The organism is Azospirillum isscasi (genome assembly GCF_030849505.1).
Classification (GTDB): domain Bacteria; phylum Pseudomonadota; class Alphaproteobacteria; order Azospirillales; family Azospirillaceae; genus Azospirillum; species Azospirillum isscasi.
In genome coordinates this window covers 16,640-28,514 of sequence record NZ_JAUJFI010000018.1, presented here as the reverse complement: position 1 = coordinate 28,514, position 11,875 = coordinate 16,640, and the positions used below count along the sequence as shown (strand labels likewise).

The window sequence follows — 11,875 nt, the reverse complement described above, 5'->3', positions numbered from 1 at the left end:
GCGGGTTCTCCGGAGCCAGACGTTCACCAGCCGTGGCCGATACCGGGATACCACTCGGCCTCTATGTAGTCGGCCTGGAAAAGCCCGCCCATGTCGCCCCAAGCCACGCACACCTTGATGATGTCCGCCGTGGGGTTGTCGTAGCGTTGGTACGCCATTGCGTTGTTCGACACCGTCCCTCCCGCGCCGAGCTTTCTCAGAACGAAGCGGATCAGCAGTTTCTCCAGGTTGATGGACTGACCGTCGACCGTTGCGACGAAACTGCCGAAAGGAGGCGGCGAAACCACGGTGGAACCGGGAACCGGCCAAGCCGCCTGCTGAGGAAGATATGTAGCCGGAGGCAAGCTGTTCCGCACGGAGACCGACCCCCAGGTTACCCCGATCCTCTGCATCTCCAAGTTGTGAAAGCCCATCTCCGTCACGGTGGCGAGCCGCGTGTTGAATCGGTTCTTGATGTTGCTTGAGATCCCGACGTAGCGGTTGTTCGTCTGCGTGTTCACGATGATGTAGATACCGGCCATATCCATGCCCGCCGGCAGGGCGGCATCGCTGAACGTTCCGTCAGCGAGTGCAGCCGGCGCCATGTCGCGGCAACTGTCGGATCTTCTCAAGTCGTAGAAAATATACCCCATCCTTTGCTCCCTTTCCCACCGGGGTGAATCGCCCGAAACGGGGATCACCGGCCACCCCAGAAGACGAGGGAGCAAAGAAGAACGTGAAATCGGAGCTGGGATGGGCCGGTTTCTACGACGAGGCGGGCCGCCGCTTCCGGTGCCCGGCACCGCCCTTGCCGCGGTCGCGGCCTGGAACCGGGTGGTGGAAATGCGGAAGGCGGCCCTCCGCACCGTCTTTTCCCCCGTTGCCCGCCTGGGGCTGCGGCGGCTGACCGCGCGCCCCGTCCGGACGCCGCCCGCGGCGGTCGCCCTGCCGTTCCTCCACCCGCCCGGCGTAGCAACTGTCGCAGACCCGGAAACGGTGGTTGGCCTTCAGCCGGGTGCCGCAGACCGGGCAGGCGCGGGCCAGCGAGCGTTCGGCCAGCGTCCGCTCGATGAAGGCGTTGAGCATGGCCCGGCGCTCCTGGCACAGATCCATCTCCGGATAGGCGTCGGGGAAGCGGTAGGCCAGCCACGCATAGGCGGTCAGCTCCTTCACCGCGCGCTCCGCCTTCTCCAGCTCCACGTCGGTGCCGACGCGGTGGTGGAAGCGCTCGGCGGCGTCGGGGGCGGAATTGCGCAGCCCCTTGCCCTGGTTCGTCGCCCACAACGCCAGAAGGCGCAGGTTGTTCTGGTCGCGCACGTCGATCGGGCAGCGCGCCAGCATGTCGCGCTCGGCCAGCGGCAGCTTCGCCCGGTCCACCGCGGCGGCGGCCTGGATGCGCTGCTCCAGGTCGGTCATGCGGAAGGTCTGGTTGGCGCGCAGAAGCTCCTGCCCGGCGGTGCGCAGCACCTTGGCGAGGCTGTCGGTGTCCAGCTCCCGCGCGATGGCCTCGACGTGGGACAGGTTGGGGCTGATCCAGGCGCGCGGGTCCTCCGGCGGAACCGGCGGGGTGGTCAGCGCCCGGCGCACCGGGTTGATGTTCTCCCCCTCCAGCACCGCGACGCGGCCTTCCTCATGCATGCCGAAGCGCCCGGCCCGCCCGCCGATCTGGCGGATCTCGGAGGAGTTCAGGTCGCGCTCCTCCCGCCCGTCATACTTGCGGGTGGTGGACAGAACGACGCGGGCGACCGGCAGGTTCAGCCCCATGCCGATGGCGTCGGTCGCCACCAGCACGTCCGCCGTGCCTTCGCGGAAGCGCCGCGCCTCGGCCCGCCGCACCTCCGGCGACAGGGCGCCGTAGATCACCGCCACCGTGTGGTCGCGGGCCAGCAGCTCGCGGCGCAGCCCCATCACGTCCTTGCGCGAGAAGGCGATCACCGCGTCGCCGCGGCGCACGCCGTCCAGGGCCACCCGCTCCTCCTGCACGCGCAGCGGCGATTTGCGGGTGAACTCCACGACCTCCAGCTCCTCCCCCAGGGCGGTGGCGAGGCGCTGGAGGTAGGGAATGGCGTCGGCGGAGCCGGTCATCAGGATTTCCGGGGCGGCCACGCCGGCCACCGCCTGGGTCCAGGCCCAGCCGCGGTCGGGGTCGCCGATCATCTGGATCTCGTCGATGACGCAGGCGCCCCAGACCTTCGAGGTGTTGACCATCTCGATGGTCGAGGAGGTGAAGGCCGCACCCGGCCGCACGTCGCGCTCCTCGCCGGTGACGAGGCTGCACGGGCGCCCGCGGGTTTCCAGCGCCTCCTGCCCTTCCAGCGCCAGCAGGCGCAGCGGGGCAAGGTAGCAGCCGCTCGGCGCCTCGGCCAGCCGGTCCATGGCGGCGTGGGTCTTGCCGGAGTTGGTCGGGCCGACGAACAGCCGCAGCTTGCGCACCATGGCGCGGGCCGTCGCGAAGCTGTCCAGATAGACGCCGAGGCCGGAAGCGTTCTCCAGCCGCTCCCGCCGGACCTTCAGGCCCGCCCGCGCCGCGGCGGTGGAGAAGGCTTCCTCCAGCGCGTCCAGCAGGGTCTGAAGGCGCGGGATGCGCCCGCCGAAGCCGATCACCCGGCCCAGCTCGTCGGCAAAGCCCTTGGGCCGCCACGCCTCGCCGAACCCGGCGGCGCGCTGCGCCATGGAGGCGAACCAGCCGTCCACCCGCCCGCGCGCCTTCTCGATGGCGGCGGAGGACAGGCAGGCCGCCTTGACCCGCTTGCCCAGCGCCTTGGCCTGCGGGCGGCCGAAGCCCTCCTCCGCGGTCATCAGGCTCCAGAGGTCCGCCTCGATGTCGGGCAGCGGGCCGAGCGCCACGCGGAAACGCAGCTTCAGCTTCCGGTCGGTGCCGGGAACCACCACCTCGTGGACGACGGCGACCGACCAGCGGGCCGGGGTGCTGTCGGCGTCCACCTCGATCCCGTCGCCGCGCACCACCGCGGCGATGGCGCGCAGCGCGTCGCGGCGGTCGAACTCGTCGGCGGTGCCCGGAGCGGTGCCGGGTTGGCGGGGGGTGGTTTCGTCATTGCTCATGGAAATGGTCTTCTTCCGTCGCCGGCCCGGACACGGGGGACTGGCGGTTCTTCGGGGGCTCCGCCGGGTTCTGGAACAGTGCAGCGCGGCGGATCGGACGCCCACCCCCAATTCTGCGCACCGGCGCCCCACGGGCGTACCTATATGGTCGGAGCGGTGGAATACGGCAAGCCGATTCAGGGGTTCCCCCGGCGTGCACGGGCTAATTCGCCTGAACTTCCCCCTCTCCCATCCCACCGCTGCGAAAAAGGGGCGGGTCCGGCCACATCATTCCCTGTTGTCCGCGCGGTCCTGTCGAAAGGGGTAACCGGCAACGAACTTGCCGCCTCCCCCCAATCGGAAGTGTTAGCAAGCAATATCGTCTTACTGCACCGCAAACCGTCGGGCATCATCGTTGCACAGACAACGTAACCGTCGTCGCTTCGCTGATTTTGGTTAGGAGATGTGCATGCCGACCCCTCGTGACGTCCTGGCACTGATCGAGAGAATACGGTGTATTTCTTGCGAGGACGAGCGCCATGCATTGATGAAGACATTATCTGCCGTCGAGCGTCCGACCATCCTGTCGTTCCTCAACGCTCACGGCGTGAACCTCTGCGCGGGGTCCTCCGCCGCCTGGTCGGCCTTCCGGGCCTCCGACGTCCTGCTGCGGGACGGCGTGGCGCTGGAGATGGCTCTGCCCTGGCTGGACCAGCCGGTCGGGCTGAACATGAACGGCACCGACTTCATCCCGCTGCTCCTGCGCCACCTGTCGCCGCGGCGGGTCGCCGTCTACGGCACCGCATCGCCCTGGCTGGACGAGGGGATCGAGCGGCTGAAGGAGCGGACCCCGCACGATTACGTCGATGCCCAGCACGGCTTCCATTCCGTGGAGCATTACATCGCCCGTGCCCGGGAGCTTCAACCCGACGTCATCGTCCTGGCCATGGGCATGCCCCGCCAGGAGGAGGTCGCGGTGCAACTCAAGCGCGCGCTGGACCATAGGGTGCTGATCGTCAACGGCGGCGCCATCATCGATTTCCTCGCCGGGCGCTTCACCCGGGCCCCCGCCGCCGTCCAGCGCATCGGGCTGGAATGGGCGTTCCGGCTGGTTCAGGAGCCCCGCCGGCTGTTCCGCCGCTATTGCGTCGGCGCCTTCGGCTTCGCCCACACCGTCCTGCTCATGCGCCGTGCCGCCATACGTTCTTCCGGGCGTTCTTCCGGCGCACCAGCACCAGCGCCCATGCATAAGGAGCTTTGAGACGTGGAAAACCTGCCCCAAGTCAATCACGGCGGCCACAATCAGGGTGGTTTGCCGGCTCCGGCTCCGGCATGGCCCGCCGCTCCCGGTCCGGCCCGGCGCAGCGAGTTCGAATCCCAGACCCCGTCCATGGGGCCGGACTTCCGCTTCATCCTGCGCGTGCTGGGCAGCCACAAATGGCTGATCGCCGCCATCGTGGTGGTGCTGACCGGCCTGTCGGCGCTGGCCGTCTCGACGCTGAAGGACCAGTACACCTCCGAAGCGCTCCTGCTGGTGGACAACCGGCAGGTCCGCATCGTGCGCGAGGTGGAGCAGGTTGTGGGCGCCATCCCCACTGAGGACGCCGCGATCCTGAGCGAGATCGAGATCCTGAAGTCGCCGCAGGTGCTGAACCAGGTGGTGAACGATCTTCAGCTCAATCAGCATCCGGAATTCAACCCGCCGGCGCAGGAGGACGAGACGCTCCCGCTCGTCGAACGGGTGGTGGCCTATGGCCGCGGCCTCGCCGACCGCTTCTGGGACGGCGCCCCGCCGGCCCCGGTCGCGTGGCTGCTGAGCCACGGCGACGAGGTGGCGCAGGACATCCGGGCGCGCGAGGCGCACGCGGCGCTGGGCAACGACCAGATCATCGCGCGCATCCACCGCAAGCTGGACGTCGCCATCGTCGGCCGGTCGCGCGTGATCCAGGTGCGCTTCACCTCCAAGGAGCCGCAGCTCAGCCGCGACGTGGTGGACGGCATCGTCCGACGCTACATGGAAACCCGCCAGCAGATGGACCGCGACCTGTCGACCAGCGCGATTTCCTGGCTGCAGGACCGCATCGTCCTGCTGCGCAAGGAGGTGGCCGAGGCCGACGCGAAGGTCGAGGAGGCCCGCGTCAAGGGCGGCCTGCTGAAGGGCGGCACCGGCCTGATGGCCCAGAACGAGCTTGAACAGACCCGCCTGCGCCTGACCGAGGCGTCGGCCATCCGCGCCCGCTCGGTCGCCCAGGCCGACGCGCTGGAGCGCAACCTGAAGGCCGGCAACTGGAACGCCATCGGCGGCAGCATCGCCTCCCCGGTCGTCGCCCAGCTCCGCGCCACCGTCGCCGCGATCTCCACCGAGATGGCCCAGCTCTCCCGCCAGTACGGTCCGAAGCACCCGCGCATCGTCGAGCTTCAGGGCCGCCTGAACGAGGCCAACAACTCGCTCCAGCAGGAAATCCGCCGCGAGATCAACGGCGTCCGCGAGGCCGCGCAGGTCGCGGTGGAGCAGGAGGGCGCGCTGCGGGCCATGATCACCCGCATGGAGGGCAGCTACGCCACCATGCAGGAGCAGGCGATCCCGCTGCGCACCCTGGAATCCGAAGCGACCGCCAAGCGCCAGCTTCTCGACAGCCTGCTGGGCCGTCTGGAGGAGGTCGAGGCCCAGAAGGACACCCGCGCCTTCCCCGCCGCCGTCAAGCTGGTCTCGGCGCCGCAGGTCCCGCACGAGCCGTCGGGTCCCTTCCGCATCCTGCTGCTGCTGGCCGGCTTCGTCGCAGCGCTCGCGCTCGCCGTCTTCAGCGTCTTCGGGCTGGAGCTTCTCCAGCGCCGCATCCACACCCCGGACGCCGTGCGCCGCATCCTGGGCGTCGGCACCGTCCACATCGTGCCGCACCACAGCGACCGCGGGGCCAAGGGGCGCCTCTACAAAATCTTCCAGCGCCATCCCTTCTCGCTGTTCAGCGAATCCCTGCGCGCCCTGTTCCGCAACCACCTGTCGGATCTCGGCCCGGTCGGCGCGCTGGCGGTGACCTCGGCCCGCCCGCAGGACGGCAAGACCTCGCTGACGCTGGCCGTGGCGCAGGTCGCCAGCCAGGCGGGACGCCGGGTGGTGGTGGTGGACACCGACTTCCGCCGCTCCCGCATGGAAGGGCTGTTCGACCTGTCTACCAAGAAGGGCCTGTCGGACTGGATCGCCGGCGACGCCATGCTGGACGAGATCGTCCACACCGCCGACGACGTGCCCTTCGCCATGGTGCCGGCGGGCAAGCTGAACCCGATGACGCTGGACCGCTTCAACGTCGATTGCCTCGTGCAGCTCATGGCCGGCCTGTCGCCCAGCTTCGATCTGGTGGTCTTCGACACCGCCCCGGCGCTGGCCGTGTCCGACGCCCGCATCGTCTGCGGTGCGGCTTCCAAGGTGCTGTTCGTCACCCGCTGGGGCCACACCACGGCGAGCGACCTGAACGCGGTGGCCGACCTGGGCCCGATCGACCACAGCAAGTTCGTCTGCGTGATGACCGACGTGAACCTGAAGAAGGCAGCCAGCAAGGGCTACCAGGGTCCGTACAACAGCTACGTCGCCACGCGGAAGTACTACGGCAACCCGACCCTGCGGGCGACGCCGTAACCGGACCTTCCGCAAGGCGCTCTTCCCTCTCCCGTCCCGGGAGAGGGTGGCGCCAAAGGGGCCGGGTGAGGGTAAGATCGAGGATCAAAGCCAGTTTCTCGGCAGTACCCTCACCCTTCCCGCGCTTTGCGCGGGCCCCTTCCCTCTCCCGGGACGGGAGAGGGAATTATCATGTCATCCCGAACCCCACGAGGCCCGACGCCCATGGCCCTGACCTCGCCCAGATCCGGCACCTTCCCCTTGTCCCGCCGCGCCGCGCTGCGCGCCGCCGCCGCCGCCGCGGTGCTGGCAAGCTGCAAGGCCGCCGCCGGCCCCTCCGTCGCCGAAGCCGCATCGTCGGCGGTCCCAGACCCGACGTTGCGCGACGCCTGCCGGGCCGCCGGCATCCTCCACGGCGCCGCCCGCGACCATCTGATCGAGCCGGAAGACCCCATGCTCGACACGCTGATGGCGCGGGAATGCGACGTGGTGACCCCGGAGAACGGCGGCAAATGGGCCGTCTTCCAGCCTCAGGAGGGCAACTTCGACTGGGGCCGCTTCGACGCCGGGGTAGAGCTGGCCCGCCGCATCGGCGCGAAGCCCAACTGGCACTGCGCCCTGTGGCAGCACATGGGCATGCCCGACTACATGATGCTGCCGGCCAGCCGCCAACGCGCGCTGGGCATCGGCGAGAGCGCCTATTTCTCGCCGGACGGCACCCTGTCCGAGGACAATTACTGGCCGCGCTTCACCGCCATGGTCGCGGCGGTCAAGCGGCGCTACGGCGACGGCTTCTACCGCATCGACGTGATGAACGAAGCCTTCTTCTGGGAGACCGAGCGCAGCCACCCCCAGGAGCAGGACCGCCACGGTTTCCGCAAGGGCATGTGGTGGGTGGTGGCCGGCGGCGCCAAGGGACCGGAGTGGCTCGACCCCTTCTTCCACCACATCCGGCGGGAGTTCCCCTCCGCCAAGCTGGTCATCAACGAATTCGGCATCGAGATCGACGAGGGCTGGCAGCAGCGCAAGCGCGCCTATTTCCAGACTTGGCTGACCGACGCGGTGAAGCGCGGCGTGCCGATCGACGGGGTGGGGCTGCAAAGCCATCTGATGGCCGGCAAACCCTACGACCGCGAGGGCATGCGGGGATTCCTGCGGGCCATGGACCGGCTGGGCCTGCCCATCCACGTCACAGAGTTCGACGTGAACGAGAAGCATCTGCCGCGCTCCTGGTCGCGGGCGGAGAAGGACCGCGCCATGGCCTTTCTGGCCGGGCAGTATCTGGGCGACATCGCCGGCAACGCGCGGCTGGCCGAGCTGTGCTGGTGGCACCTGCGCTCCGACCTGAACTACATCGCGCGGGAGATGCCGGAGTTGAAGCCCCACCCCTCCCCCTACGACGCCGCCTCGCGCCCGCTGCCGCTCTACGAGGCGTCGGTGCAGGCGCTGCGCGGGCGCGGCCGGTCCGGGTAAGGGGGAAGAGCGCGGTACCCCGCCCGGCCCCGCTACCTCGCCCGATCGCGCGGCCCGATCCGCCGTCCGCGCCTGTAAGGATTTCCGACAGCATCCTTAGATTAGCGGAACAGCACCGTTTCCCCCAACGAGGTGATCCGTGGACACGTTGACGTCGGATGAGCTGGTCGCCCGCTACAAGCGGAAGTTCGGTCTGGCCCCGAACTACCCCCTCAGCGAAACCATGGTCCGCCAGCACTGGGACCTGGAACGCCAACTTGCGCGCGAACTTCTGGACTCCCGCCGGGAGGAGCGCTGGACGGTGTTCGAGCGGAACTACACCACCCTGTACAGCGAATGCCCGTGGCTGAACGACGGGGTGGACACGGCGGCGCAGAACGACGAGCTGGACTTCCGCCATTTCCTGACTCTGCTGAAGGGCGCGCGGGACGTCTACGAGGTCGGTTCGGGCAAGGGGCGGCTGCTGAGCTATCTGGCCCGCCACGGCCACCGCTGCGTCGCCACCGAGATCACCCGCGAGCGCGGCGAGCGCTGGACGGACGAACGGTCCAACGTGACGTGGCGCTGCTGCGACGGCGTGAACCTCGCCGCCTTCGAACCGCGCGGCCATTACGACGCGGTCGTCTCCACCCACGTCATCGAGCATTTCCACCCCGAGGACGTGCCCCTGCATCTGTCCAACGTGCACGCCATCCTGAAACCGGGCGGGCGCTACGTGCTCAGCATGCCGCACAAGCACGCCGGGCCGATGGACCTGTCGGAGGTGTTCGGGCTGGACGAGCCGATCTGCATGCATCTGCGCGAATACACCTGGGCGGAGACGGAGCGGGCGCTGCGCGAGGCCGGCTTCACCCGGATGGAGGCGGTCTACGTCGCCCCGATGGCGGTCCGGAAGCGGTGGCACATCCATGGGTCCGGCACCGGCTATCTGGCCTATGTGAAGGCCATGGAGGCGGCGCTGGGGGCCATGCCGTTAACCTTGCGGCGCAAGCTCGGGAAGCTCGGCCAGCTCTATCTGTTCCGCCCGGAGGTCTTCATGGTGGCTCACAAAAGTCACGGGGCGTGAGTGGGCGCGGCAGGGGAATCTTTCTGTAACAAGACTTTACACATCCCTCCCCCCGTGGCCGGAAGGCCCCACTGTGGCGCGGGAACCGCAGTAAAGGCGGTTCGCCGCGCCTCATTCTTTTCACAGGCAGGCGTGGCTTTTGAGCCGCATTTCGCTAAAATCCGAAATATCTCGTTAACCACTTTGGACGAACCTGCCCTCTACCGAAAATGGAGAGAGGTTACTTCCAATGGCAACGACCACCACGGGTCTCGTCGACACGACCTTCGTCGTCAACGCCTCGGGGCAGGCTGCCGGCGGGATCTGGCCGCAGTTCCGGCTGCTCCTGGATGGTGTCAATCTGGGCGAGGCGACGGTCGGTTCGACCAGCGCCGGCCGCTACACCTTCAAGGCCCAGGTCGCTCCGGATCAGGCGCACAAGGTTCAGATCGTCTACTTCAACGACGGCTATGTGAACGGGCAGGACCGCAACCTGCTCGTCAAATCGCTGGAAGTGAACGGCAAGCCCGTCGCCTCCACCAGCGCGCTGGTCAGCTACGACCGCGGCGCCTCCGACGGCAAGGACGTGATTCCCGGCCAGGAAGGCATGTGGTGGGACGGTTCGCTCGATTTCGCGCTGACCAAGGACTATTTCCCGGTTCCGACGCCGACCGCTCCCGCCGGCAACACCAACGTCGTCCTGAACCTTCAGGGCAACCCGGCGGGCGGCACCAACGCGCATTTCAACCTGCTGATCGACGGCAAGAAGGTCGGCGAGGGCGTGGCCGGCACGACCGCCAAGGATTACGCCTTCTCGATCAACGCCACGGCGGACCAGGCGCACAAGGTCCAGATCCAGTACGACAACGACGGCTATGTGAACGGCCAGGACCGCAACCTGCTGGTCAACAAGATCACCATCAACGGCAAGTCGGTCCTGCCCACGGACAGCAACGTCACCTATGACAAGGGCGCGCTCGACGGCAAGGACGTGGTGAAGGGCCAGTCCGGCCTGTGGTGGAACGGCACGCTGGTGGTGGACGCCGACAAGAGCTACTTCCCCGGCTCCACGACTCCGACCACCCCGCCGGCCCCCACCCCGACGAAGCCGACCCTGACGGTCAGCGACGTGTCGGTGACGGAGCCGACCGGCAAGACCACCGGCATCGCGCCGGGCTTCCTGCACACCGACGGCGGCCAGATCATGGACAGCAGCGGCAAGGCCGTGAAGCTGACCGGCGTGAACTGGTTCGGGGCCGAGGGCTACGCCTTCGCGCCGCAGGGGCTGTGGATGGACAGCTACCAGAGCCACATGAACAAGATGCAGGAACTGGGCTTCAACGTCATCCGCCTGCCCTACTCCGACGCGATGCTGGACGCCGGGCGCAAGCCGACCGGCATCGACTACTCGAAGAACCCCGATCTGGCCGGCAAGACCAGCCTTGAGGTGTTCGACAAGATCATCGAGTACGCCGACAAGATCGGCATGAAGATCATCCTCGACCACCACCGCTCCGGCGACGGCGCGTCGGCCAACGAGAACGGGCTCTGGTACACCAGCCAGTACCCGGAATCGAAGATGATCGAAAACTGGAAGATGCTGGCGACCCGTTACAAGGGCAACGACGCCGTCATCGGCGCCGACCTGCACAACGAGCCGCACAACCCCGCCACCTGGGGCGACGGCGGCCCGAACGACTGGGCCCGTGCCGCGGAGCGCATCGGCAACGCCATCCAGTCGGTCAACAAGGACTGGCTGCTGATCGTCGAAGGCATCGAGACCTATCAGAACCAGTGGTACTGGTGGGGCGGCAACCTGCTGGGCGAGAAGAACTACGAGGTCAAGTTCAACACGCCGGACAAGCTGGTCTATTCGGTCCACGACTACGGCCCGTCGCTCTACATGATGGACTGGTTCAAGGCCGGCAACTTCCCGAACAACATGCCGGCCAAGTGGGACCAGATGTGGGGCCACTTCATCCAGAACGACGAGACTCCGATCCTGGTCGGCGAGTTCGGCAGCCGCATGGAAACCGCCATCGACAAGGCGTGGATGCCCAAGCTGGTCCAGTACATGAACGGTGACTGGAACGGCGACGGCAAGATCGACCTCGCCGCGGGCGACCAGGGGGCGAGCTGGACCTATTGGGCCTGGAGCCCCGGTTCGGGCGACACCGGCGGCATCATGAACGACAGCTGGCAGGTGGATTACAACAAGTACAACGCCATCAAGTCGGGCCTCTACAGCAGCACCGCCGCCAGCCCGGTCACCACCGACGCGGTGTTCACGGTGAAGCTGTCCCAGGCTTACAGCCAGGCGGTGACGGTGGACTACGCCACGGCGGACGGCACGGCGAAGGCCGGTTCGGACTATGTGGCGGCCAGCGGCAAGCTGACCTTCGCCGCCGGCGAGACCACCAAGACGGTCGCCGTCAAGGTGCTGAGCGACGACGTGACGGAGGGCGTCGAGAACTTCTCCCTGAAGCTCTCCAACCCGACGCAGGCGACCATCGCCGACGGCACCGGCGTGGGCACCATCAACCCGCCGGGCACCGCCCAGGCCCTGTCGGCGGACCTGCTGGCGCACAGCCTGTCCCAGGAGACCGCCGCCGTGCAGTCCGCCGGCAGCCAGCCGGCCTTCGACCCGTCCTCGGTCGATTTCTCGCAGATGGCGACGGTGGATGCCGTGAACCTGCTGCTGGAGCATCAGGCCGCGTAACGAC

7 protein-coding genes are annotated in these 11,875 nt (G+C 67.9%); 5 read left to right on the top strand and 2 right to left on the bottom strand.

Going from position 1 to position 11,875, the window contains the following annotated elements; all coding sequences use genetic code 11:
- Positions 1 to 23: 23 nt before the first annotated feature.
- Both QSG27_RS06120 and QSG27_RS06115 read right to left on the bottom strand, forming a co-directional pair.
- Positions 24 to 632, bottom strand: coding sequence for a GIY-YIG nuclease family protein (locus QSG27_RS06120; RefSeq protein WP_306704244.1), 609 nt, complete (start codon positions 630 to 632; stop codon positions 24 to 26).
- Between the two features lie 112 nt (positions 633 to 744).
- Positions 745 to 3,042, bottom strand: a complete 2,298-nt coding sequence (locus QSG27_RS06115) for a helicase-related protein (RefSeq protein WP_306704243.1) — start codon at positions 3,040 to 3,042, stop codon at positions 745 to 747.
- A 526-nt stretch (positions 3,043 to 3,568) separates the two neighbouring features.
- On the opposite strand from QSG27_RS06115, the gene QSG27_RS06110 reads away from it, so the two are divergent.
- The 5 genes from QSG27_RS06110 (at position 3,569) to QSG27_RS06090 (ending at position 11,871) form a co-directional block, all read left to right on the top strand.
- A complete protein-coding gene (locus QSG27_RS06110) occupies positions 3,569 to 4,282 on the top strand; it encodes a WecB/TagA/CpsF family glycosyltransferase (RefSeq protein WP_306704242.1) in 714 nt (237 codons plus the stop codon).
- 3 nt (positions 4,283 to 4,285) lie between these two features.
- Positions 4,286 to 6,655: a GumC family protein gene (locus QSG27_RS06105; protein ID WP_306704241.1), complete on the top strand. Its 2,370-nt coding sequence runs from the start codon at positions 4,286 to 4,288 to the stop codon at positions 6,653 to 6,655.
- A gap of 204 nt (positions 6,656 to 6,859) precedes the next feature.
- Positions 6,860 to 8,107, top strand: coding sequence for an endo-1,4-beta-xylanase (locus QSG27_RS06100; protein WP_306704240.1), 1,248 nt, complete (start codon positions 6,860 to 6,862; stop codon positions 8,105 to 8,107).
- 139 nt (positions 8,108 to 8,246) lie between these two features.
- Positions 8,247 to 9,173: a class I SAM-dependent methyltransferase gene (locus tag QSG27_RS06095; protein ID WP_306704239.1), complete on the top strand. Its 927-nt coding sequence runs from the start codon at positions 8,247 to 8,249 to the stop codon at positions 9,171 to 9,173.
- A gap of 229 nt (positions 9,174 to 9,402) precedes the next feature.
- Complete coding sequence (locus QSG27_RS06090; RefSeq protein ID WP_306704238.1) at positions 9,403 to 11,871, top strand: cellulase family glycosylhydrolase; 2,469 nt, start codon at positions 9,403 to 9,405, stop codon at positions 11,869 to 11,871.
- Positions 11,872 to 11,875: the final 4 nt, after the last annotated feature.

What these genes read in the sequence shown, in the direction of transcription:
- QSG27_RS06120 (WP_306704244.1), bottom strand. Translation starts at nt 632, where the DNA reads ATGGGGTATATTTTCTACGACTTGAGAAGATCCGACAGTTGCCGCGAC.
- QSG27_RS06115 (WP_306704243.1), bottom strand. Translation starts at nt 3,042, where the DNA reads ATGAGCAATGACGAAACCACCCCCCGCCAACCCGGCACCGCTCCGGGC.
- QSG27_RS06110 (WP_306704242.1), top strand. Translation starts at nt 3,569, where the DNA reads ATGAAGACATTATCTGCCGTCGAGCGTCCGACCATCCTGTCGTTCCTC.
- QSG27_RS06100 (WP_306704240.1), top strand. Translation starts at nt 6,860, where the DNA reads ATGGCCCTGACCTCGCCCAGATCCGGCACCTTCCCCTTGTCCCGCCGC.
- QSG27_RS06090 (WP_306704238.1), top strand. Translation starts at nt 9,403, where the DNA reads ATGGCAACGACCACCACGGGTCTCGTCGACACGACCTTCGTCGTCAAC.